Below are 21,351 nucleotides of genomic sequence, written 5' to 3'. Positions count from 1 at the left end.
ACCCCACCACCCGCACAGAATGGGAACGCAATGAAACTCCGCAAGACCGCCGCCGCGAGCGCCACCGGCCTCGCGCTCCTCACCACCCTGGCTCTCAGCGGCTGCGGCGTGCAGCAGCAGACCGCCTCGGCCGAATCGTCCACCGCACCGGCCGCCGCGTGCACCGGCACTGCGGACGATTCGGCGTCCGACCCCACCCAGCTCACGCTCGCCCTGGTCCCGTCCGGTGACGCCAGCAAGCTCGTCGAGACGGTCAAGCCGCTCGAGGAGGCCCTCACCCAGCGTCTCGGCATCCCGGTCAAGGGCGTCATCACGCAGGACTACCAGGCCGCGGTCGAGGCGATCGGCAGCAACCAGGCCCAGATCGGCATGCTCCCCAGCCTCCAGATGAGCCAGGCGTGCGACAAGTACGGCGCCGTCCCGGCCCTGCAGACCCAGCGCAACGGCAAGAGCACGTACGCCGCCCAGTTCTTCACGAACGACCCCGACAAGTACTGCTCCGACAAGCCCGTCGCCGGCGCCAACGGCATGCTCTACTGCAACGGAACCGAGAAAGGCACCGGGCCCGCCGGACTCGACAGCATCACCAAGATCAAGGGCGCGACCGTCTCGCTCCTCCAGGCCGCCTCGCCGGCCGGCTACATCTTCCCGGTCGCGGCCATGAAGAAGGCCGGGCTCGACGTCGACAAGGACATCAAGACCGTCCAGGTCACGGCCAACGACGCCAGCGTCCTCGCGGTCTACAACGGCGACGCGGAGGTCGGCACCAGTTACTGGGACGCCCGCAGCGTCGTCGCGAAGGACACCCCGGACGTCGGCAAGAAGGTCGTCGTCTTCGCCCTGACCGACGAGATCCCGAACGACGGCGTCTCGATCACCGGCAAGATCAGCGCGAAGTGGCAGACCAAGATCGCCGACGCGATGAAGGACTACGCGAGCACGGAGGAGGGCGTGAAGGCGCTCACCGCGATCTACCAGATCACCGGCCTCGTCGACGCCGACCCGGCCAGCCTGAAGAAGACGCAGGACGCCGCCGCCAGCATCGGCCTCGGCTGACCCGACCCACCACCGCGGCCCCGTCGGCGCAGCGCGCGCCGGCGGGGCCCGCACGACGAAGCAGAGAGGGAGAGAAGTGACCGCATCCACCGCATCGGCGGGCGCCGGCGTCCGGTTCGAGAACGTCGGGGTCACCTACCCCAACGGCTCCGCGGGGCTCCGCGACGTCAGCCTCGACATCGCCCCGGGCGAGATGGCCGCCGTCGTCGGGCTCTCGGGCGCGGGCAAGTCGACCTTGATCCGCACGATCAACGGTCTGGTGCCGATCACCGCGGGCGAGATCACGGTCGGCGATCGCCGGCTGAACGGCCTGCGCGGGCGCAGGCTGCGCGAGCTCCGCAGCGACGTCGGGATGGTCTTCCAGAGCTTCAACCTCGCCAAGCGCACCACGGTTCTCAACAACGTCCTGATGGGCCGGCTCTATCACACGTCCGCCTGGCGGGCGCTGCTCGGCGCCTGGGCCAAGGACGATGTCGAGCTGGCCATGCAGGCGCTGGAGCGCGTCGAGATCGTGCCGAAGGCGTACGCCAGCGCGTCCGAGCTCTCGGGCGGTCAGCAGCAGCGCGTCGCCATCGCGCGCACGCTCGCTCAGCGGCCGAAGGTCATCCTCGCCGACGAGCCGGTGGCCTCCCTCGACCCGCCGACCTCGCATGTCGTCATGCGCGACCTGCAGCGCATCAACGCGGAGCTCGGCATCACGGTGGTGGTCAACCTCCACTTCCTCGACCTGGCACGCCGCTACGGCTCACGCCTGATCGGGCTCCGCAGCGGCGAGATCGTCTTCGACGGCACCGGCGCCGACGCCGACGAGGCCGTGTTCGAGTCGATCTACGGCCGGTCGCTGACCGCGGACGACGTGCTCGACGCGCCGGCGGTGCAACTGTGACCACCGCTCCGGGGTCGCTGCGGCCGGTGCGGCCGCGCACGGGCTGGAAGGCGGCGATCGCCGTCCTGATCGTCGCGGCCATCACCGTCTGGTCGGCCGTCGCCGTGCAGGTCGACGTCGGCGCGCTGTTCGCCAACGCGCAGAACGCATCGAACACCTTCATCCAGCTGTTCCAGCCGGACTACACGTTCTTCCCCGAGACGCTGCCGGCCCTCCTCCAGACCGTCCAGATGGCCGTCATCGCCACCGCAGTGAGCGTCGTCGTCGCGCTCCCGCTCTCGTTCCTCGCCTCCCGGGCGACGAACCCCCACGGCGTCGTGCTCGGCGTCGTGCGGTTCGTGATGAACGTCGTGCGCAGCGTGCCCGACCTCCTCTACGCGTCGCTCTTCGTGACCGTGGTCGGAACAGGCGCCCTCTCCGGCATCCTCGCGCTCGTCCTGTTCAACGTCGGGATCCTGGTCAAGCTCGTCTCCGAAGCCCTCGACGGCCTCGACCGCGGCGGTCAGGAGGCCGCCCTCGCCTCGGGCGCCACCTGGTTCCGCGCCAACCGCGCCGCAATGGTCCCGGAGGTCGCCCCCACCTTCCTGTCGCAGACCATCTATGTGCTCGAGCTCAACATCCGCGCCTCGACCGTCATCGGCCTCGTGGGCGCGGGCGGCCTCGGCATGCTCATCGACAAGGTGAGGACCTTCTACCAGTACCACTACCTGAGCATGATCATCCTGGAGGTCCTGGTGCTGGTCGTCCTGCTCGAGCTCCTCAGCTCCATCGCCCGCAGGAAGCTGCTCCGATGACCGCGCTCACCGGCACCACCGCCTCGCACGTCGCCGGTGCGGCCGCGGGCGGGGGATCCCCGGAGCGCCCTGGTCGGGAGCGCCCTGGTGGGGAGCGCCCGAAGCGCCCGCTGCGCGTCGGCCGCGCGATCGTCTGGGCTGTCGTGACCGCCGTCGTGGTCGCCGCCTTCTGGGGCGTCGACATCTCGTGGGACGCCCTTCTGCAGCTTCCCCAGAAGCTCACCCACTATCTCGGGCTGATGTTCCTACCGCCGGCGTGGGACAAGCTCCCCGACGCCCTCTCGGCCACGATGCTGTCGGTCGCCATGGCATGGTTCGGCACCGTGCTCGGCATCATCGTGTCGTTCCCGCTCAGTCTGCTCGCGACGCGCGGGCTCACCCCGGCGGTATTGCACTGGCCGCTGCGCGCGGTGTTCGCCGTGCTGCGCGCCGTGCCCGAGGTCGTCATCGCCGTGCTGATGCTGTCGGTCACCGGGCTCACGGCCTACACCGGCGCCCTCGCCATCGCGATCGGCTCCATCGGGACCCTCGGCAAGTGGGGCTACGAGAGCTTCGAGTCCGTGGATCGCGGCCCGATCGAGGCGGCGACCGCGGCCGGCGCCTCCCGCGTACGGATCATGCGCTGGGGCGTGTGGCCGAGCGCCAAGCCCGATGTGCTCGCGTTCTGGCTCTACCGCTTCGAGATCAACGTGCGCGCCTCGGCCATCCTGGGCCTCATCGGGGCCGGGGGAATCGGCAAGATGCTGGTCGACAACATCCAGTTCCGCGTCTGGGACGTCGTCGGGATGCTCATGCTCGTGGTCGTCGTGGTCACCATGGTCATCGACCAGCTGTCGGGCATGGTGCGGCACCGCATCATCGCCGGCCGGTGGGAGCTCCCGGTCGTCTCCGCGCTTCGCCGTCGAGCCAGTAGGGTGACCTCGTGACCCTCGCCGAGACACCCGCCGGCCTCCGCATCCTGCACCTGAGCGACACCCACCTGTTCAGCGCCGGGCGCCTCCACTACGGGCAGGTGGACACGCTCGCCGCCCTGGATCGGACACTCGCCCGCGCCGGGTCGCTCGACACGCTCGACCTCGTGGCCGCCACCGGCGACCTCTCCGACGACGGAGGAGAGCAGAGCTACCGGCTCCTGGCCTCGCGCCTCGCGCCGTTCGCCTCCGACCGCGGCGCCGACCTCGTCTACGCGATGGGCAATCACGACCTCCGCGCCGGATTCGAGGCCGTGCTCGGCGCGCGGGAGACGGTGACCCTGCGCCACGGATTCCGCATCGTCACGCTGGACACCTCCGTCCCCGGCGCGGGCTACGGCGCGCTCGACACCGATCAGCTCGACCGTCTCGCCGGGATCCTCGCGGTACCGGCTCCGCACGGTACCATCGTGGCCCTGCACCACCCTCCCGTGCCCGCGTCGAGCGCTCTGCTCGCCGCGCTCGAGCTCAGCAACCCGGAGGCGCTCCTCGACGTGTGCGCCGGCGGCGATGTGCGCCTCATCCTCGGCGGCCACTACCATCACGCTCTCGCGGCGCAGGCGCGGGGGATCCCTGTCGTGGTCGCCCCGGGCGTCGCGAACAGCTCGGACCCCCTCGCGGCCGCAGGAACCGAGCGCGCCGTCGTCGGCTCGGGCTTCGCAGTCGTCGAGCTGCCCGCCGAGGGGGAGCCGCGCGTCGTGTTCCTCCCGGCTCCGGGTCCGGACGACGGGTCGGAGATCTTCGACCTCGACGCCACCGAGGTCGCCCGCATCGCCGACGCGGCGGGAAGCGGCGCATGAGCGAGCCGCGACAGAGCGAGCAGCGGCCCGGCGAGCAGCGGCCCGGCGCCGTCATCGCGACCATCCGCAGCCTCCTGCCGTCACTGCTCCCCACGGAGCGTGCCGTCGCCGCTGTGCTCCTGGAGCGCTCGGCCGAGATCGTGGAGCTCAGCTCGCAGCAGGTCGCCGACCTCTCGGGCGCCTCCCGGGCGACGGTCGTGCGCACCTGCCAGAGCCTCGGTTTCACCGGCTACCAGCAGTTGCGGGTGCTCCTGGCCCGGGATGCCGCGGCTCTGCCGGCGACGACCGCCGCTTCGCCCACCGGCGCGGCCGGCATCGTCGCGCACACCTTCACCCAGCTCGCCGACCGCGTCTCCGACATGCTCGCCCTGCTCGACGCCGACTCGATCGAGCGCGCCATCTCCCTGCTCGCCGCCGCCCGCCGCGTCGTCGTCGTCGGCAACGGCCTCTCCGCCCCGCTCGCGTCGGACGCCGCCGCCCGCCTCACCAGCATCGGCCGCGCCGCGGAGGCCCAGTCCGACGTCATCGGCCAGCAGATCACGGCCCGCCTGCTCGAACCCGGCGATCTCCTCCTGGTCGTCAGCGGCAGCGGCTCCAACGCCGTCACCCTGCGCACCGTCGCCGCCGCGAAGGCCGCCGGCGCCGACGTCGTCGCCGTCACCGCGTTCGGCCGCAGCCCCATCGCGCAGGCCGCCACGCTGACGCTGGTCGTCACCATGCCCGACCTCACCTTCCGCGACGAGATCACGCTCGCCTCCCGACTCCCCCAGGCCATCCTCATCGAGGGCCTCGTCGCCGCCACGACCGACCGCCTCGGCGACGCCGCCACCCGCGCGAAGAGCCTCGCTCTCGACGCGATCAGCACGAACCTGGCGGAGTAGGAGTCGGGGTGTTCATCCCGTCACGGCCTCCCGGACGCCCGACGGGATGAGGGCGGCGGCCCGCTCGAGTCGCGGCACAGGCACCCCGAGCCTCCGCGCTTCGGCGAGCGCGTCAAGCACCACCCGCACGGGTTCGGCGGCGAGCGCGTCCGTGTGCGCCGCGAGACTCACCCGCAAGAGCGGCAGGCTCGTGGCCAGCGCCACCCCTGCGGCCATCAGCCATGACGGTCTCCGCAGCAGCGTCAACGCGGCCCTCTGCCCGCGCAGGTCGACCCCCCTCCGCCTCAGGACCGGCAGCAGCTCCCGGCTGATCAGGAACGCCTCGCGGAAGCTCCGCGGCTTTTCGATCATCGCCGAGAGCGATCCGACCCGCAGCGCCGCCGCGTGCATCCCGACGTCCGCCACAAAGTGGGCGAGGAGCCAGCCTCGGATGTCCTGCTGCTCGCCCACCGTCAGTCCGGCGCTCGCGAAGAGGTCGCGCACGGCACGCTCGCGATCGCTCGGCCGGCCCCTGTCGAGGGGGCCGAAGACGACGCGCCGCATCAACATGCCATGCAGGACCCCCACGGCGTCGAACCCCCCGCCGGCCTGCGGGAAGCCCCAGACGAGCTGCTTGGCCGGTAGCGGTGCCACCGCGTCGAGAGGCTCTTCCCAGACGTTGCCGAACACGAGCACGGTCGCGTTCCCGATGCGTGGTGCGAGGAAGTCCGCCGCTCCCCCCAGCGCGTGGTGTCCCACGCTCAGGACGACGACGTCGAAGCCGTCGTCCGGTACGAGCTCTTCCCGATAGCGCGGCGACCAGGTGATCGTCCCCTGTGTGTTGCCGGAGCCGCGGCGGCGGTCGACCAGCTCCATCTCGACGCTGTCGCCGTACGCGGCAGCGCGCCCCGGGCGCACCAGGAATTCGACCTCGTGTCCCGCCTGCTCCAGCGCCCACCCATAGATCGACGCGATCACCCCACGCCCGAACATCAGGACCTTCACCGCTGCCACCGCTTCCGTTAAAGTGGAGATTATCTCCACTTGAACGATATGGAGACGATCTCCACTTGTCAACGAGAGAAGAAGCAGCACGATGACGAGAGCCGAGCGGGCCGATGTCCGTCGTAACCGCGAAGCGATCATCGACGCCGCTCGCCTCGCCTTCCGCCGCGGCGAGTCCGACCGGCGCTTCGACGACTTCGCCGCGCTCGCCGGCGTCGGCGTCGGCACCCTCTACCGGCACTTCCCGACCCGGGAGGCTCTCGCCGCCGCCATCTACCGCGACGAGGTCGATGCGCTCGGCCGGGAGGCACGGCGCCTTCTCGACGAGAGCCCGCCCGAGGCGGCCCTCGCCGCCTTCCTGCGCTCGTTCGTGCACCTCATCGCCTCCGAGCCGGCCCTCGCGCGAACCCTCGCAACGCACATGCGCGACCGCCCGGACGTTCAGGCGGAGGGCGCCGACGCGCTCGGCGCGTCGATCGTCGCCCTGGTCGATGCCGCGGTCGAGGGCGGGCGCCTCCTCAACGACCTCACCCCCGGCGTCATCCTCGCCGCCCTCCACGGCATCAGCTCCTCCACCGGCCGCCCCGGCTGGGAGGCCGACGCCGAGAGGCTCATCGCCGCACTCGTGCGCGAACGCACGTGAACGACCCCGCGGGATGACGGCCCGGAGATGACGAAAGGCCCCCGATCTCTCGGAGGCCTTCTCGTTTTCACTCTCGTGCGCGAGGGGGGACTTGAACCCCCACGCCCTTGCGGGCACTGGCACCTGAAGCCAGCGCGTCTGCCAATTCCGCCACTCGCGCGCAACCAGGGAAGAGTAACACGACAGCCGTGCCGACCACGAATCCAGCGGGCGTCCACCGGTCGCGGGGCTCATCCGATCGGTGTATCTTCACCGGACGGTCAGGCGCTCGGAGGCTGGTTCCCGAGGGTTCCGACTAACATGCATGTAGCTGGCGAGCCGGGAGCGGGAGACTGTGGGCATACTGGACAACTTCGAGCGGGGGCTCGAGCGCGCTGTCAATGGCGCGTTCGCGAAGACCTTCCGTTCCGGTCTGCAGCCTGTGGAGCTGACCAGCGCGCTGCGCAAGGAGCTCGACACGAAGGCCGCCGTGGTCGCCCGTGACCGGGTGCTCGCGCCCAACCGTTTCGTGCTGCGCATGTCGCCCGCCGACTACCAGCGGATGCGCTCCATGGGGGCCGCTCTGACCGACGAGCTCATCACGTTCGTCCAGAAGCACGCGACGAGCCAGCACTACCAGTTCGCCGGCGGGATCTCGATCGAGCTGGCGGAGGACGCGGACATCTCGGTGGGGATGCTGCAGATCGACTCGGAGAACGTGAAGGGCGACGTCGCCTGGACTCCCGTGCTCGAGATCAACGGCACCCACTACCCGATCACCCGGTCGCGCACGGTCGTCGGCCGTGGGAGCGACGCCGACATCACCGTCGACGACACCGGGATCTCGCGCCGCCATGTGATGATCACGTGGGACGGCCACCGCGCCCAGGTCGAGGATCTCGGCTCCACCAACGGCTCGAAGCTGAACGGAGAGCCGGTACGCAAGGGCATCCTGGAACCGGAGTCCGTCGTGACGATCGGCCGCACCCGCATCGTGTTCCGCGTGCTGCCCCAGGCGGCGCCCGGCCGCCCCGCCTCCGCCCCGGACGACGCCACCCGCCGCCACGATGTGGGCAACTTCTGGAGCACCTCGTGAACCCGAGCGAACTGACGCTGCTCGTCCTGCGGTTCGGCTTCCTGCTCCTGCTCTGGTTGTTCGTCTTCGGCATCGTCTACGCGCTCCGCACCGACCTGTTCGGCCAGCGCGTGCGCAAGCTCCCGGAGGCGCAGGGCGCCGCCGCTCCGGCCTCCCCCTTCCCCGGCGGAGGCCCCGCCGCCGCCGCTGGTGCCGCCCCCGCCGCCGCCGCAGCAGCCGTGACCGAGCCGGTGCAGCGGCACGCGCCCGTGTCGTCCCTGCCGTCCGGCGCGAACGCCGCTCTCGGCGGCATCAACGCGAGCGTGCAGACCGCGCATCGTCTCGTCATCACCTCCGGCCCGCGGGCCGGCACGGAGCTCCCGCTCGGCCGCGATCCCATCACCATCGGCCGCTCCAGCGAGTCCGGCCTCGTCATCCGCGACGACTACACCTCGACCCACCACGCCCGGCTGTTGCTCTGGAACGACGAGTGGATGATCCAGGACCTGGACTCCACCAACGGCACGTTCCTCGACGGCCGCCGCGTGACGGTCCCGACCCAGGTCCCGCTCGACACCCCGATCAAGATCGGGACGACCACGTTCGAGCTGCGACGGTAGCCGTGGCAGCGACGAACCGGGCGGCGGCGCTCTCGCACGTCGGAAAGATCCGATCGAACAACCAGGACTCCGGATACGCGGGTCATGGGCTCTTCGTGGTCGCCGACGGGATGGGCGGGCACGCCGGCGGAGACGTCGCGAGCGCGATCGCGGTGGGCCGCATCCGCGAGGCCGACGTCGAGTACTCGACCGCCACGGAGGCCGAGTTCGCCCTCCAATCCGCCATGATCGCCGCCAACTCCCTGCTCGCCGAGACGGTGTTCGAGCATCCCGAGCTCACCGGGATGGGCACGACCGTCAGCGCCTTGATCCGCGTGGGCGACCAGATCGCGCTCGCCCACATCGGCGATTCGCGCATCTACCTGTTCCGCGACGGCGAGCTGAAGCAGGTCTCGATCGACCACACGTTCGTGCAGCGCCTCGTCGACAGCGGCCGGATCACCGAGGAGGAGGCGATGGTGCACCCCCGCCGCTCGGTCCTGATGCGCGTGCTGGGCGACGTCGATGCATCCCCCGAGATCGACACCTGGGTGCTCGACACCAAGCCGGGCGATCGATGGCTGATCTGTTCGGACGGGCTGAGCGGCGTGGTCAAGAACGACGACCTGCAGGCAGCGCTCGCCACACGCGACGCGCCCAAGCAGGTCGCCGAGCGCCTGCTGAAGCAGAGCCTCGACGCCGGCGCCCCCGACAACGTCACCGTCGTCATCCTCGACATCGCCGACACGGGGCCGGGCGACGTGGTCAAGGATCCGATCACCGTCGGCTCGGCCGCGGCACCGCTGCAGTTCGGCAGTGAGCCGAAGCCGGCCGTGCGCGCCTCGCGCCTGCCGACCCTCCGCCTGCATCCCGTGCGCCCGGCCTCCGGGCCGACGCATTTCGAGCCGCAGTCCGACGACTACCTCGACGAGCTGATCGAGGAGGACGCCCGCCGCGCACGCCGCCGCCGCGCCACCTGGATGGTCGGCCTGGTGGTGCTCGTGCTCGCGATCGTCGCCGCCGCGTTCATCGGCTATCAGTGGACCCAGTCGCGCTTCTTCGTCGGGGCGTCGAGCGCCGGCAAGGTCGCCATCTTCCAGGGCGTGCAGCAGGACCTGGGGCCGATCAGCCTGTCGCACGTCTACGAGCAGACCGATGTGACGGTGGACGACCTGCCGGAGTACGACAAGCAGCTCGTCAAGCAGACCATCAACGCCGACGACCTCGCGGCGGCCCGTTCGATCGTGGAGCAGTTGAGCGATGCCGTCAAACAGTAGCGTCGCGGAGTCACGATCGGCCGCGCGGGCCGCGGCCACGACCGCCACCGGTCCGATCAAGCGGCTGCGCCTACCCGCGAAGCTCCGCAACCTGGAGCTGTTCCTGCTGCTCATCGCCTGCGCGATCAACGCGGCCGCCGTCGTGCTCGTCCAGCTGGGCGCACTCGGCCATGTCGACCTGACGCTCGTCTACCTCGGCGCCGGCCTGTCCGTGCTGGTGATCGGGATGCACGTCGCGCTGCGGTTCGTCGCCCCGCAGGCCGACCCCTTCCTGCTGCCGATCGCGACCGTGCTGACAGGGATCGGGATCGCCGAGATCTACCGCATCGACATCCACTACGGCGACAACGGCTGGGATAGCGCGGGCGTCAAGCAGATCGCCTGGACGGCCATCGCGATCGTCTGCGCGCTCGCGGTCATCATCGTGATCCGCAACCACCGGGTGCTCCAGCGCTACACGTACATCTTCGGTTTCGCGGCGCTCATCCTCCTGCTGCTGCCTATGCTGCCCGGCATCGGCAAGGAGATCTACGGGGCGCGCGTGTGGATCGGGATCGGTCCGTTCAGCTTCCAGCCCGGCGAGATCGCCAAGCTGTGCCTCGCGATCTTCTTCGCCGGCTACCTGGTGCAGGCGCGCGACTCGCTGTCGATGGTCGGCACGAAGATCCTGGGCATCCGCTTCCCCCGTGCCCGCGACCTCGGCCCGATCCTCATCGTCTGGCTCATGTCGATGGCGGTCATCGTGTTCCAGCGCGACCTCGGCACCGGCCTGCTCATCTTCGGGCTCTTCCTCGTGATGCTGTACGTCGCGACGGCGCGTATCAGCTGGGTCATCCTCGGCCTCCTGCTCATCGTCGGCGGTGCGATCGTGGCCAGCCAGGTGCTGGTCTACGTGCACGACCGGTTCGAGAACTGGCTGAACCCGTTCGCGCAGAAGGTGTACGACGCCGACGGCGGAAGCTTCCAGCTGGTGCAGGGGCTCTTCGGTCTCGCGCACGGCGGCCTCATCGGGACCGGGCTGGGCCAGGGGCAGCCCTGGGTCACACCGGTCTCGCAGAGCGACTACATCATCGCCAGCATCGGCGAAGAGCTCGGCCTCGCCGGCCTGTTCGCGATCTTCGCCCTCTACCTCGTGTTCGTCGCGCGCGGACTGCGCATCGGCTTCGCCGGGCAGGACGACTTCGGCAAGCTGCTCGCCGTGGGCCTCGCGTTCACTGTCGGACTGCAGTGCTTCATCGTGATCGGCGGTGTCACCCGGGTCATCCCGCTCACGGGCCTGACGACGCCGTTCCTGGCCGCCGGCGGCTCCTCGCTGGTGGCGAACTGGATCATCGTCGCGCTGCTGCTGCGCCTGTCGGACACCGTCCGCAACCAGCCCCGCTTGGTGGTGAGCTAGACCATGAACCGCGAGATCAAACGCGTCAGCATGATCGTCCTGGCGATGTTCGTCGCCCTGCTCGTGTCGACCTCCATCCTGACGGTCTTCCAGGCCGACTCGCTCTCGGCCGACGCCCGCAACACGCGCGCCCGCAACGACAGCTACGCGTCCCAGCGCGGCGCCATCCTCGTCGCCGGCCAGCCGATCGCGCAGTCGGTCGCCGCGAAGGACGTCTACAAGTGGCAGCGCGTCTACAGCAACGGTCCGCTGTACTCGGCGGTGACCGGCTTCTACCCGATCAACGGCGAAGCCACGGGCCTGGAGGGCGCGCTCGACGAGCAGCTGAGCGGCACCTCCAACTCGCAGTTCTTCGACCGGATCAACTCGATCCTCACCGGCAAGAACCCCCAGGGCGCCTCGGTCGAGACGACCATCGACCCGGTCGCGCAGCAGGCCGCGTGGGATGCGCTCGGCGACTACCAGGGCGCCGTCGTGCTGATGGAGCCGAAGACGGGTCGCATCCTCGCAATGGTGTCCAAGCCCACCTACGACCCGAACGTGCTGGCCTCGCACGACACGGAGGCGGTCAACTCCACGTACCAGCAGCTGCTCGACGCGTCCGGCGACCCCCTGATCAACCGCACCATCGGCGGCGACCTCAACCCGCCTGGGTCGACCTTCAAGCCCGTCATGAGCGCCACCGCTTTCGGCACCGGCACGTACACGAAGGACAGCCAGCTGCCGAACCCGGCGTCGCTGCAGCTGCCCGGCTCCCCCACCATCGTGAAGAACGACTCGCTGACCACCTGCGGCTCCGGCGAGACCGTCTCCATCGCGACCGCGCAGATCCTCTCCTGCAACATCCCGTTCGCCGAGCTCGGGATGCAGCTGGACGCGCAGACCATCAAGAACCAGGCCGACAAATTCGGCTTCAACCAGTCGCTGAAGATCCCGATCCCGGTCGAGAAGAGCGTCTACCCGCTCTACGAGGACCCGGCGTTCCGCGCACTCGGGTCGTTCGGCCAGAAGGACGACAAGGCCACCCCGCTGCAGATGGCGATGGTGTCGGCCGCGGTCGCCAACGGCGGCAAGCTGATGTACCCGAACCTGGTCGACTCGATCCGCAGCTCGGATCTGCAGACCATCGAGAGTTTCCAGGCGAAGGAGCTCTCGCAGCCGATGTCCCAGGAGAACGCCGACACGATCAAGCAGATGATGGTCGACGGCGTCAATGAGGGAGTGGCCAGCAATGCAAGAATAGACGGGGTCCAGGTCGGCGGGAAGACGGGGACGGCGCAGAACGGCGACGATGAGCCGTACACGCTCTGGTTCACCGGGTTCGCACCGGCGAACGACCCTCGGTTCGCGGTTGCGGTAGTCGTTGAAGATGGCGGTGGACGGGGTCAGAGCGGCACGGGCAATTCGATCGCCGCTCCGATCGCGAGAAAAGTACTAGAGGCGGTGCTGAATAAATGAGACCCACAGCAGGGCTCACCTTCGGAGGACGTTACGAGCTGCAGTCGCGCATCGCGATCGGCGGCATGGGCGAGGTGTGGCAGGCCACCGACCTCGTGATCGGCCGCACGGTGGCGATCAAGATCCTCAAGGACGAGTACCTCGGCGACCCCGGGTTCCTCGAACGCTTCCGCGCAGAGGCCCGCCACGCCGCGCTCGTCAACCACGAGGGCATCGCTAACGTCTACGACTATGGCGAGGAGGAGGGCAGCGCCTACCTCGTCATGGAGCTCGTCCCCGGTGAGGCGCTCTCGAGCATCCTCGAGCGGGAGCACGTGCTCAGCACCGACCGCACGCTCGACATCGTCGCGCAGACCGCCGCGGCGCTCCATGCCGCCCACGCCGCCGGCCTGGTGCACCGCGACATCAAGCCGGGCAACCTGCTGATCACGCCCGACGGCCGTGTCAAGATCACGGACTTCGGCATCGCCCGCATCGCCGACCAGGTCCCGCTCACCGCCACCGGCCAGGTCATGGGCACCGTGCAGTACCTGTCGCCGGAGCAGGCGTCCGGTCACCCCGCATCGCCCACCACGGACATCTACTCGCTGGGTATCGTGGCGTACGAGTGCCTCGCCGGCCGTCGCCCCTTCACCGGCGAGTCGCAGGTCGCGATCGCGATGGCGCAGATCAACGAGGCGCCGCCGGAGCTCCCGGCGACCGTCGCCGAACCGGTGCGCAACCTGGTCTTCGCCTGCATCGCGAAGAACCCGGCGGACCGGCCGGCTTCCGCCGCCCACCTCGCGCGCGCCGCCCAGGCACTGCGCCGCGGCGACGTGCGCGCCGCTGCCGCGTCCGTTCCCGCCATCCTCGGCGGGGTCGCCGCGGCCGACGCCGCCACGATGCTGATGCCGTCGTCGCCGACCTCGCCGACGCAGTCGACCACCGTGCTCCCGTCGGCGGCCACCGCGGCTCAGACGACGCAGGCGGAGGCGAAGGAGCCGGTCGAGGAGAAGAAGCGCAGCCCGTGGACGTGGCCGCTGATCGCTCTCATCGCCCTGCTGGCTCTCGTCCTGATCGGCACGATCATCGCGCTGGTCGCACAGCCGAGCGGTACGAAGCCGACGCAGACCTCCACCACGAGCCAGACGCCGACGACCAAGCCGACGACGCCGACCCCCACGCCCACTGCCAACACGGCGCAGATCACGGAGAGCGACTTCCTCGGCAAGACCGCGGACGAGGCCCGTCAGATGCTCCAGAACCTCGGCATGGTCGCGGATGTGCAGACAGGCTCCGCGGCGACCTCCAAGGAACAGGTCAACACGGTCTACCGCGTGAACCCGACCGGCCCGGTGCCGAAGGGCTCGACGGTCACGGTGCAGGTCTACGGCGATGTCGCGGCCATCCCCACCCCGACGGACACCGTCTCGGCCAACCCGTCGTCGCCGCAGTCGCTCACCAACCCGGCCACGCAGATCACCGTCAGCTTCGGTTCGGCGGCCTGCCCCGCCGGCCAGAACCTGGTCGGCCGGGCACTCTACGTGAACGGTGCCCAGCAGACGCCGACGTCCGGCAACTCGACCGTGTGGGCGCCGACCTCGGCCGGCACCTACAAGCTCTCGTACACGATCTTCTGCGGCGAATCCGTGGAGTCGGCGCAGTCGCCGACCGTCGACTACGTGATCAACCCGAGCAGCACGCCGACGCCCCCGACGCCGTGACCGCGATCGTCTGACGGCCCCCGCACGAGGGAGACATTCAGAATCAGCCCGCTACACTAGCCGACAGCCACCGCCTGAGAAGGAGTCCGCATTGAGCCCAGATAGCCGCCTGCTCGCAGGCCGATATCAGCTGGGCGAACTGGTCGGGCGCGGGGGCATGTCCGACGTGCACCGCGGCACCGACACGCGTCTCGGGCGCACCGTGGCGATCAAGCTGCTGAAGCCCTCGCTCGCGACGGATCCGGCCTTCCGCACACGCTTCCGCCAGGAGGCCCAGGCCGCCGCCCGCATGGCGCACCCCACGATCGTCCGCGTCTTCGACGCCGGCGAGGAGACGGTGCACGAGCCCAACGGCCACGAGGCCCAGCTCCCGTTCATCGTGATGGAGTTCGTCGACGGCATCCTCCTGAAAGACCTCATCAAGAAGGGGCCGCTGGAGGTCTCGGAGGCCGTGCGGATCACCGAGGGCATCCTGACGGCCCTCGAGTACTCCCACCGCGCCGGGGTCGTTCACCGCGACATCAAGCCGGGCAACGTGATGATCACCAAGACCGGCCAGGTCAAGGTGATGGACTTCGGCATCGCACGGGCGATCAGCGACTCCTCGGCGACCGTCGCGCAGACCACCGCCGTGCTCGGCACGGCGAGCTACTTCTCGCCGGAGCAGGCGAAGGGCGAGTCCGTCGACGCCCGCACCGACCTCTACTCGACCGGCGTCGTCCTGTTCGAGATGCTCGCCGGCCGCCCGCCGTTCCGGGGAGACACCCCGGTCGCGGTCGCCTACCAGCACGTGAGCGAGACGCCGGTCGCGCCCAGCACGCTCAACCCCAAGGTCTCGCCCGCGATGGACGTGGTCGTGGCGCGCGCGCTGACCAAGGACCGCTTCGAGCGCTACCAGACGGTCGCCGAGTTCCGCGCCGACCTCGAGGAGGCCGCCGCCGGCCGCGTTCCCGTCCACAAGGAGACCGACGAGTTCGCCGAGACGCTGTTCGGCGCCCCGCCGAGCTCGGTGTCGGGCCCGGAGGCCGCGTTCCGCCAGCTCGCCGAGGACCAGACGATGACGCGCACCCAGCGCCGCCCTCCGGTCATCTGGATCTGGGCCGGCATCGCGGTGATGGCCGTGGTCATCGTCGCCGTGCTCGCCTGGGTGCTGCGCCTCGCCCCCACGACGACCATGCCCGAGACGTCGCGCACCGTGCCGAGTCTCTCCGGGCAGACGGTCGACCAGGCCACCGCCGCCCTCGAGAAGATGAAGCTCAAGTGGACGCAGACCACCGAGACGAGCTCGACCTATCCCGAGGGCCAGATCATCCGCAGCGACCCCGGTGCGGGCATCGTCGTCGCGACGGGTGACACGATCAACCTGTTCGTTTCGACGGGCAAGAAGACCGTGAGCGTCCCCGACGTCCACAACATGACACTGGATGCCGCCAAGGCCGCCATCACGGCGGCGGGCCTCACCGTCGGTCCCGTCACCTCGGAGAACTCGTCGTCGGTGGCCGCGAACATCGTCATCTCCACAGACCCGACGTCGCCGGGGAACGCGCACGAGGGCGACCCGGTCTCGCTCACGATCTCGAGCGGCAAAGTGACGCTCTCCGACCTCACGGGGCAGACCATCCAGGCTGCGACAGGCATCCTCTCGCAGCTCGGGCTCACGGCGAACCCGAAACCCGACTCATCGTGCCCGCAGGACACTGGCGCCCCGTTGGTGCACTCGCAATCGGTCGCCCCGGGCGATGTCCCACAGGGTTCGACGGTCGATCTGACCTACTGCTCGGGCTGAGCCGGCCGCACGCCTGCGCCGTGCGCAGCGAGAAGGCCCGGCCCTCCGAGTCGAGCGGTCTCAGCCCAACTTGACCAGCGGGTTCAGGGCGCGTGACGCCTCGGCCGCACCGGCCAGTCCGGCGACCTCGAGCCAGTTGCCGAGCATCCGGTAGCCGCCCTCGGTGAGCACCGACTCCGGGTGGAACTGCACACCGTAGATCGGCGCCTCGCGGTGCTCCAGAGCCATGATGACGCCGCCCGGCGTACGTGCCGTGACGACGAGCTCCTCGGGGAGCGTGCCGTCCACGACCGCGAGCGAGTGGTATCGCGTCGCGGTGAACGGCTGGGGGACGCCATCGAAGAGCGTGCTGTCGTCATGCCCGACCTGCGACGTCTTGCCGTGCATCAGCTCCTCGGCGTTGGTGACGACCCCACCGAACGCCTCGGCGATCGCCTGGTGCCCCAGGCAGACTCCGAGCAGAGGCTGGCCGGTCGCGAGGGCCTGCTCGACCACCGGGATCGAGATGCCGGCGTCCGCGGGCGTGCCCGGTCCGGGTGAGATCAGCACCGCGTCGTACTCGGCGAGACGTGCCGGGATGTCGGCCGTGGCGATGTCGTCGTTGCGCACGACCTCCGTCTGCGCGCCGAGCTCCCGGAGGTAGCCGTTCAGCGTGTAGACGAAGCTGTCGTAGTTGTCGATGACGAGTACGCGGGTCACGGCCCCACGGTACCTTCCTGTGGACCCAAGAGCGAATCCACCCACGGGAAGACCCAGGTCACCAGGACGAACAGGATGGCGACCACGAGGACCAGCAGGATGAGGATGCGCACCCACACCGGTCCCGGCAGGATGCGCCACAGCGCTGCGTACATGTCAGCCTCCCTGGCCGGCGCCCACGACGGCGGCGATCTCGCTCGGAACGTCCTGGGGCGGTGCGTAGTTGTCGAAGACGTTGTAGGCGATGAGCCGCTCCCCGGCCGCGAACGGCGGGTTGCACGTCGTGATCGTCATGAGCCGCTCCGTCGGTGTCGCCTCGGGCTGCCGAGGGACGGGCAGGAGCACCTGCACGGCCGACGGCTGCACGTACTCGAAGTTGCGGAACACGTAGGTGTACCAGCCGTCCTGCGTCTGCACGTAGATCTTGTCGCCGATGTGCAGCTTCGACAGGTCGATGAATGTGTTGCCCCACCCGCTGTCGTGGCCGGCGACGGCGAAATTGCCGATCTGGCCGGGCATCTGGGTGTCGGCGTAGTGCCCGACGCCGGCGGTGTAGCTGTTGAGGACCTTCTCGACGTCGACGGTCTGGCGGATCGTCCGCTTCCAGTCGGCCCCGAGACGCGGGATGTAGATGACCGCGAAGGCCTGGTAGTCGGCCGGCTTCGCCATCACCGGGATGTCGATCTTCCCGTTCTCATCGGGTGTCGGAGTCGGCTTCGGCGCCTTCAGAGCGTCATCGATCCACTGCTGGCTCTGGCTGGCGGCCGCAGAACTCTGCTGCTTGTCGACGACGAGGTTGTTCCACCACATCTGCCAGCCGAGGAAGAGCAGGACGAGCACACCGGCCGTGATGAGGATCTCGCCGAGCACGCCGACGACGGTGGGCCGTCGGTGCGGCTTGCGCTGCTTCGTGCCCCGGCTCCGGCCGCCACGACGCTCGGTTCCGCGCGGGCGACGCAGCTCGGGTTCGGTCGGGTCCGCCATATGGGAGATTCTAGGAGGAAAAGCTGGCGGAACGCCCAGACCGGTCCCGCTACACTGTTGTGCTATGGCACGCAGCAAGACGAAGACCAAGCCCGAGCGCAGCGCGCGGATCGCCTCCGCCTCCGGAGAGGAGGCGCCGAACCCGGTGTGGTTCAAGCCGGTGATGTTCGGCTTCATGCTGCTCGGCCTGGTGTGGATCATCGTCTTCTATGTCAGCCAGAACCAGTACCCCATCCCCGCCCTCGGCGCGTGGAACATCCTCGTCGGTTTCGGCATCGCCTTCATCGGCTTCCTCATGACCACCCGGTGGCGGTGACGCCGCTCCCCCGCCTGTGACGCTGCGCGTCGAGAAGCCCGGTCCGCTCTGGACCGGGCTTCTTCGTTTCCACAGTTATCCACATGCTGTTGTCCACACTGAGGACAACGAACTGTTACTCGTTCTCCCCAGTGTTAATAAGCCTGTGGAGAGTTACATCTGTGTAATTATCCCCACTGTTAACAACCCTGTGGATAACTTATCCACGCCTTGTGGGAAATGCGGACGACCGCTCGACGACACGGATCAGAGGAAGCGGATCAGGCTCAGCGCGATCAGCAGGAGGCACAGCACGATGACCAGCGGCAGCTGGAGTCTGCGCCGGGAGGGCTTGCGCGTCTCCACGTAGATGAGCCCCACCAGGATGCCCCCGATCAACCCACCGACGTGCGCCTGCCACGCGATGTTGAGACCGGGCAGGAATCCGATGCCGATGTTGAGCGCCACCAGCACGAGGATCTGCGTGGCATTGCCGCCGAGCCTCCGCTGGATGATGAAGAAGGCGCCGAACATGCCGAAGATGGCCCCGGACGCGCCGACCACCGGCTGCAGGGGACTGCTCAGCATCAGCACGCCGACCGACCCCGCGAACCCGCTGATGAGGAACAGGCCGAGGAAGCGCAGCCTCCCGAGCATCGGCTCGAGGACGCTGCCGAAGATCCACAGCGTGTACATGTTGAGCAGGATGTGGATGATGCTCGCGTGGGCGAACACGGACGTCAGCAGACGCCACGGCTCGAACGCCCGCGGATCCGAGTAGACGCCGGCGTACTGGATGGCACGGGTCACCTCGGACCCGATCACCGGCAGCGACTGCAGGATGAACACGACCGCGCACACCGCGATGATCGCGTAGGTGACGACAGGAGCACCCTGACCGGTCAGCCGGGGGATCCAGGCCGGCTTGGTCTTCGGCGCGGTGGCGCGCTGCTCGGCCATGCACTCCGGGCAGACGACGCCGACGGCACCCTGCGTCTGGCACTCACCGCAGATCGTGCGCCCGCAGCGCTGGCACAACACATAGCTGACGCGGTCCGGATGCCGATAGCAGTAACTCGCTCGCGCGTCGACGGGCTGAGACATCTCCGCTGACTCGCCCGTCCGGTCTCAGACCTGCTCGATCTCGACCGACTCGATGACGACGTCGTCGAGCGGCCGGTCACGTGCGTCGGTCGGCACCTCGGCGAGCTTGTCGACGATCTTGCGCGACGCGTCGTCCGCGACCTCGCCGAAGATGGTGTGCTTGCCCTGCAGCCACGTGGTCGGTCCGACGGTGATGAAGAACTGCGAGCCGTTGGTGCCGCGGCCGCCCTGGATTCCGGCGTTGGCCATGGCGAGGATGTACGGCTGCGTGAAGTCGAGCTCGGGGTTGATCTCGTCGTCGAACTGGTAGCCCGGTCCGCCGATTCCCTGGCCGAGCGGGTCGCCGCCCTGGATCATGAAGCCGGGGATGATGCGGTGGAAGATCACGCCGTCGTAGAGCGGCGTGCTGGTCTTCTCGCCGGTCGCCGGGTGGGTCCACTCGATCTCACCGGTCGCCAGGCCGACGAAGTTGCGCACCGTCTTCGGCGCGTGGTTGCCGTAGAGGTTGACCTTGATGTCTCCGTAGTTGGTGTGGAGCGTGGCGACGGCGGTGTGCTTAGACATGGCCCAATTCTTACACAGGGGGTTAGCTGGTTATCCGCAGAGGACTTCACCTCTCGGTCCATCCCCAGCCCTTTCGGTGGCAAGATGGAGTCGGTTCGCTATTCCGACGCAATGGAGGTCCAGGATGAGCCTGACACGGAAGCGCAAGAAGGAGCTCAAGCGCCTGCGCAGCAGCGCGGAAGAGCTGTGGGGGCAGCAGCAGGAGGTGCTCGCGCACGCGAACTCCGTGGCTGCCGAAGCCCGCAAGCAGGCCGCCTACTACACCCGCGAGGAGATCGCACCGCGCGTTCGTGAGGGCTACGACTCGTACGTGCGCCCGGCCGCAGAGACCGCTGGCAAGGTCGCGGGCGCGGCACGCGATCGTTTCGTCGGCGATGTCATCCCCGCCGTCGGATCCGCGGTCGGTACGGCCCTCTCGGTGGTGGACCACGCTCGCGCCGCTCGCGCCGCGGCCTTCAGCGGCGACTTCGCCAAGGCGCGCAAGGAGATCACCCGCAAGGTGAAGGTGCCTGCGAAGAAGAGCGGCCCGGGTGCCGGCACCATCGTCGCCATCAGCCTCGGAGCCATCGCCGCCGTGGGCGTGCTCTACGCGGTCTGGCAGACGTTCCGCGCCGACGACGAGCTGTGGGTCGCCGACGAGGAGCCCACGGCCCCCGCCGCTGAGTAGCACCACGACTCACCTCTCCGAGACCTCGTCCCGACGGGACGGGGTCTCGGGGTGCGTTCGGGGGTTACCCCGATAGCGGATCGGTGCGAGGGCGGCGAAGCTGGAGACATGAACATCCTCCAGCGTCCCCTCCACGGCCGCGTCCTCGGCGGCGTCTGCGCGGGCCTCGCTCAACGCTTCGGCCTGACGCCGACGACGGTCCGCGTGCTCTTCCTGCTTTCGTGCCTGCTTCCGGGCCCGCAGTTCATCGCCTATATCGCGATGTGGATCATCATCCCGAGCGAACGACGCGACGTCGTCACCGTCTGATCGGCTCGCAGCCCCCGGCTCAGCGCAGGCCGGCCAGGCCGAGCGCCACGTCGACGAGATCGACCCGCCGGTTCGGGATGGCGTCGAGCCGGAACCACGCCGCCTCGTCCGTCGACCCGTCCCGCTCGTTCGCCAGCGTGCCGCCCACGACCGTTGCCCGGTAGACGATGCGCAGCGCATGCAATGGTCCGGCGTCCGGTGTGAACCGCTGCTCCGCCGGGACCACCTTGGAATCGATGCCGAGCAGATCTCCGGCGTCCGCCGCATAGCCGGTCTCCTCCGCGATCTCACGCACGACGGCATCCACCGGATCCTCACCGGGATCGATGCCGCCGCCCGGCAGCGTCCATCCCGAACGTCCGCCTTCGTTCCAGTGGGCGAGCAGGATGCGACCGTCGTCCACGATGACGCCGTACGCGGCGACCCTGATATCCATGGCGA

The 21,351-nt window shown here is 69.2% G+C and carries 24 protein-coding genes and 1 tRNA gene; 17 read left to right on the top strand and 8 right to left on the bottom strand.

The features are described 5' to 3' along the window. Nucleotides 1–30 precede the first annotated feature (30 nt). From IT072_RS00190 to IT072_RS00165, 6 genes are all read left to right on the top strand, one after another. Nucleotides 31–1,056, top strand: coding sequence for a phosphate/phosphite/phosphonate ABC transporter substrate-binding protein (locus tag IT072_RS00190; protein ID WP_223358793.1), 1,026 nt, complete (start codon nt 31–33; stop codon nt 1,054–1,056). 76 nt (nt 1,057–1,132) lie between these two features. Continuing rightward, nucleotides 1,133–1,942 (top strand): phosphonate ABC transporter ATP-binding protein, encoded by an 810-nt coding sequence (phnC, locus tag IT072_RS00185; RefSeq protein WP_223358792.1) that lies wholly within the window; start codon nt 1,133–1,135, stop codon nt 1,940–1,942. Further along, entirely contained in the window at nt 1,939–2,736 is a 798-nt protein-coding gene (phnE, locus tag IT072_RS00180) for a phosphonate ABC transporter, permease protein PhnE (RefSeq protein WP_223358791.1), read from the top strand. The genes phnC and phnE (IT072_RS00180) overlap by 4 nt, the downstream gene beginning before the upstream one ends. Beyond that, nucleotides 2,733–3,662: a phosphonate ABC transporter, permease protein PhnE gene (gene phnE / locus IT072_RS00175; RefSeq protein ID WP_223358790.1), complete on the top strand. Its 930-nt coding sequence runs from the start codon at nt 2,733–2,735 to the stop codon at nt 3,660–3,662. Before phnE (IT072_RS00180) ends, phnE (IT072_RS00175) begins: the two co-directional genes overlap by 4 nt. Further along, a complete protein-coding gene (locus IT072_RS00170) occupies nt 3,659–4,507 on the top strand; it encodes a metallophosphoesterase (protein WP_223358789.1) in 849 nt (282 codons plus the stop codon). Before phnE (IT072_RS00175) ends, IT072_RS00170 begins: the two co-directional genes overlap by 4 nt. Next, nucleotides 4,504–5,388: a MurR/RpiR family transcriptional regulator gene (locus tag IT072_RS00165; RefSeq protein WP_223358788.1), complete on the top strand. Its 885-nt coding sequence runs from the start codon at nt 4,504–4,506 to the stop codon at nt 5,386–5,388. The genes IT072_RS00170 and IT072_RS00165 overlap by 4 nt, the downstream gene beginning before the upstream one ends. A gap of 12 nt (nt 5,389–5,400) precedes the next feature. On the opposite strand, the gene IT072_RS00160 is transcribed toward IT072_RS00165, so the two are convergent. Continuing rightward, nucleotides 5,401–6,381: a ketopantoate reductase family protein gene (locus IT072_RS00160; RefSeq protein ID WP_223358787.1), complete on the bottom strand. Its 981-nt coding sequence runs from the start codon at nt 6,379–6,381 to the stop codon at nt 5,401–5,403. A gap of 82 nt (nt 6,382–6,463) precedes the next feature. Here IT072_RS00160 and IT072_RS00155 point away from each other — a divergent pair, with 82 nt between their 5' ends. Then, the gene (locus IT072_RS00155; RefSeq protein WP_223358786.1) at nt 6,464–7,015 is read left to right on the top strand and encodes a TetR/AcrR family transcriptional regulator; all 552 of its coding nucleotides are present in this window, start codon (nt 6,464–6,466) and stop codon (nt 7,013–7,015) included. A gap of 76 nt (nt 7,016–7,091) precedes the next feature. On the opposite strand, the gene IT072_RS00150 is transcribed toward IT072_RS00155, so the two are convergent. Beyond that, nucleotides 7,092–7,175 (bottom strand) — tRNA-Leu (locus tag IT072_RS00150). A 174-nt stretch (nt 7,176–7,349) separates the two neighbouring features. On the opposite strand from IT072_RS00150, the gene IT072_RS00145 reads away from it, so the two are divergent. The 7 genes from IT072_RS00145 to pknB all read left to right on the top strand — a co-directional run bounded on the left by IT072_RS00145 (nt 7,350) and on the right by pknB (nt 16,288). After that, the gene (locus IT072_RS00145; protein WP_223358785.1) at nt 7,350–8,090 is read left to right on the top strand and encodes an FhaA domain-containing protein; all 741 of its coding nucleotides are present in this window, start codon (nt 7,350–7,352) and stop codon (nt 8,088–8,090) included. After that, complete coding sequence (locus IT072_RS00140; RefSeq protein ID WP_223358784.1) at nt 8,087–8,689, top strand: FHA domain-containing protein FhaB/FipA; 603 nt, start codon at nt 8,087–8,089, stop codon at nt 8,687–8,689. Before IT072_RS00145 ends, IT072_RS00140 begins: the two co-directional genes overlap by 4 nt. Nucleotides 8,690–8,691: 2 nt before the next feature. Next, complete coding sequence (locus IT072_RS00135; protein WP_223358783.1) at nt 8,692–9,945, top strand: PP2C family protein-serine/threonine phosphatase; 1,254 nt, start codon at nt 8,692–8,694, stop codon at nt 9,943–9,945. Beyond that, a complete protein-coding gene (locus IT072_RS00130) occupies nt 9,929–11,341 on the top strand; it encodes an FtsW/RodA/SpoVE family cell cycle protein (RefSeq protein WP_223358782.1) in 1,413 nt (470 codons plus the stop codon). The genes IT072_RS00135 and IT072_RS00130 overlap by 17 nt, the downstream gene beginning before the upstream one ends. Before the next feature lie 3 nt (nt 11,342–11,344). Further along, the gene (locus IT072_RS00125; protein ID WP_223358781.1) at nt 11,345–12,799 is read left to right on the top strand and encodes a peptidoglycan D,D-transpeptidase FtsI family protein; all 1,455 of its coding nucleotides are present in this window, start codon (nt 11,345–11,347) and stop codon (nt 12,797–12,799) included. Continuing rightward, nucleotides 12,796–14,502, top strand: coding sequence for a protein kinase domain-containing protein (locus IT072_RS00120; protein WP_223358780.1), 1,707 nt, complete (start codon nt 12,796–12,798; stop codon nt 14,500–14,502). The genes IT072_RS00125 and IT072_RS00120 overlap by 4 nt, the downstream gene beginning before the upstream one ends. Before the next feature lie 91 nt (nt 14,503–14,593). After that, on the top strand, nt 14,594–16,288 hold the full coding sequence (gene pknB, locus IT072_RS00115; RefSeq protein WP_223358778.1) for a Stk1 family PASTA domain-containing Ser/Thr kinase: 1,695 nt from the start codon (nt 14,594–14,596) through the stop codon (nt 16,286–16,288). A gap of 60 nt (nt 16,289–16,348) precedes the next feature. Here pknB and IT072_RS00110 read toward each other — a convergent pair whose 3' ends face one another. Genes IT072_RS00110 through IT072_RS00100 form a run of 3 tightly spaced genes read right to left on the bottom strand, consistent with a single transcriptional unit; the run spans nt 16,349 to nt 17,971 of the window. Beyond that, nucleotides 16,349–16,987 (bottom strand): anthranilate synthase component II, encoded by a 639-nt coding sequence (locus IT072_RS00110; protein WP_223358776.1) that lies wholly within the window; start codon nt 16,985–16,987, stop codon nt 16,349–16,351. After that, complete coding sequence (locus tag IT072_RS00105; RefSeq protein WP_223358775.1) at nt 16,984–17,142, bottom strand: hypothetical protein; 159 nt, start codon at nt 17,140–17,142, stop codon at nt 16,984–16,986. Before IT072_RS00105 ends, IT072_RS00110 begins: the two co-directional genes overlap by 4 nt. A 1-nt stretch (nt 17,143) precedes the next feature. After that, on the bottom strand, nt 17,144–17,971 hold the full coding sequence (locus IT072_RS00100; protein ID WP_223358773.1) for a class E sortase: 828 nt from the start codon (nt 17,969–17,971) through the stop codon (nt 17,144–17,146). 64 nt (nt 17,972–18,035) lie between these two features. On the opposite strand from IT072_RS00100, the gene IT072_RS00095 reads away from it, so the two are divergent. Beyond that, nucleotides 18,036–18,287 carry a cell division protein CrgA gene (locus IT072_RS00095; RefSeq protein ID WP_223358771.1) on the top strand — a complete coding sequence of 84 codons (252 nt, stop codon included), beginning with the start codon at nt 18,036–18,038 and terminating at the stop codon, nt 18,285–18,287. A 246-nt stretch (nt 18,288–18,533) separates the two neighbouring features. Here the strand turns inward: IT072_RS00095 and IT072_RS00090 are convergent, their stop codons facing one another. Both IT072_RS00090 and IT072_RS00085 read right to left on the bottom strand, forming a co-directional pair. Continuing rightward, nucleotides 18,534–19,226, bottom strand: a complete 693-nt coding sequence (locus IT072_RS00090; protein WP_223358769.1) for a rhomboid family intramembrane serine protease — start codon at nt 19,224–19,226, stop codon at nt 18,534–18,536. A gap of 168 nt (nt 19,227–19,394) precedes the next feature. Beyond that, entirely contained in the window at nt 19,395–19,934 is a 540-nt protein-coding gene (locus IT072_RS00085; RefSeq protein ID WP_223358768.1) for a peptidylprolyl isomerase, read from the bottom strand. Between the two features lie 124 nt (nt 19,935–20,058). On the opposite strand from IT072_RS00085, the gene IT072_RS00080 reads away from it, so the two are divergent. Both IT072_RS00080 and IT072_RS00075 read left to right on the top strand, forming a co-directional pair. After that, the gene (locus IT072_RS00080; RefSeq protein ID WP_223358766.1) at nt 20,059–20,601 is read left to right on the top strand and encodes a hypothetical protein; all 543 of its coding nucleotides are present in this window, start codon (nt 20,059–20,061) and stop codon (nt 20,599–20,601) included. Nucleotides 20,602–20,709: 108 nt separating this feature from the next. Next, a complete protein-coding gene (locus IT072_RS00075; protein ID WP_223358764.1) occupies nt 20,710–20,910 on the top strand; it encodes a PspC domain-containing protein in 201 nt (66 codons plus the stop codon). 19 nt (nt 20,911–20,929) lie between these two features. On the opposite strand, the gene IT072_RS00070 is transcribed toward IT072_RS00075, so the two are convergent. Then, nucleotides 20,930–21,346: an NUDIX hydrolase gene (locus IT072_RS00070; RefSeq protein WP_223358762.1), complete on the bottom strand. Its 417-nt coding sequence runs from the start codon at nt 21,344–21,346 to the stop codon at nt 20,930–20,932. Nucleotides 21,347–21,351: the final 5 nt, after the last annotated feature.

The organism is Leifsonia sp. ZF2019, from assembly GCF_019924635.1.
Classification (GTDB): Bacteria; Actinomycetota; Actinomycetes; order Actinomycetales; family Microbacteriaceae; genus Leifsonia.
Note: the sequence above shows the minus strand (reverse complement) of the source record. Positions and strands in the feature narration are given on the sequence as shown.

What these genes read in the sequence shown, in the direction of transcription:
- IT072_RS00190 (WP_223358793.1), top strand. Translation starts at nt 31, where the DNA reads ATGAAACTCCGCAAGACCGCCGCCGCGAGCGCCACCGGCCTCGCGCTC.
- phnE (WP_223358790.1), top strand. Translation starts at nt 2,733, where the DNA reads ATGACCGCGCTCACCGGCACCACCGCCTCGCACGTCGCCGGTGCGGCC.
- IT072_RS00165 (WP_223358788.1), top strand. Translation starts at nt 4,504, where the DNA reads ATGAGCGAGCCGCGACAGAGCGAGCAGCGGCCCGGCGAGCAGCGGCCC.
- IT072_RS00155 (WP_223358786.1), top strand. Translation starts at nt 6,464, where the DNA reads ATGACGAGAGCCGAGCGGGCCGATGTCCGTCGTAACCGCGAAGCGATC.
- IT072_RS00130 (WP_223358782.1), top strand. Translation starts at nt 9,929, where the DNA reads ATGCCGTCAAACAGTAGCGTCGCGGAGTCACGATCGGCCGCGCGGGCC.
- IT072_RS00125 (WP_223358781.1), top strand. Translation starts at nt 11,345, where the DNA reads ATGAACCGCGAGATCAAACGCGTCAGCATGATCGTCCTGGCGATGTTC.
- IT072_RS00120 (WP_223358780.1), top strand. Translation starts at nt 12,796, where the DNA reads ATGAGACCCACAGCAGGGCTCACCTTCGGAGGACGTTACGAGCTGCAG.
- IT072_RS00105 (WP_223358775.1), bottom strand. Translation starts at nt 17,142, where the DNA reads ATGTACGCAGCGCTGTGGCGCATCCTGCCGGGACCGGTGTGGGTGCGC.
- IT072_RS00100 (WP_223358773.1), bottom strand. Translation starts at nt 17,971, where the DNA reads ATGGCGGACCCGACCGAACCCGAGCTGCGTCGCCCGCGCGGAACCGAG.
- IT072_RS00095 (WP_223358771.1), top strand. Translation starts at nt 18,036, where the DNA reads ATGGCACGCAGCAAGACGAAGACCAAGCCCGAGCGCAGCGCGCGGATC.
- IT072_RS00090 (WP_223358769.1), bottom strand. Translation starts at nt 19,226, where the DNA reads ATGGCCGAGCAGCGCGCCACCGCGCCGAAGACCAAGCCGGCCTGGATC.
- IT072_RS00085 (WP_223358768.1), bottom strand. Translation starts at nt 19,934, where the DNA reads ATGTCTAAGCACACCGCCGTCGCCACGCTCCACACCAACTACGGAGAC.
- IT072_RS00080 (WP_223358766.1), top strand. Translation starts at nt 20,059, where the DNA reads ATGAGCCTGACACGGAAGCGCAAGAAGGAGCTCAAGCGCCTGCGCAGC.
- IT072_RS00075 (WP_223358764.1), top strand. Translation starts at nt 20,710, where the DNA reads ATGAACATCCTCCAGCGTCCCCTCCACGGCCGCGTCCTCGGCGGCGTC.
- IT072_RS00070 (WP_223358762.1), bottom strand. Translation starts at nt 21,346, where the DNA reads ATGGATATCAGGGTCGCCGCGTACGGCGTCATCGTGGACGACGGTCGC.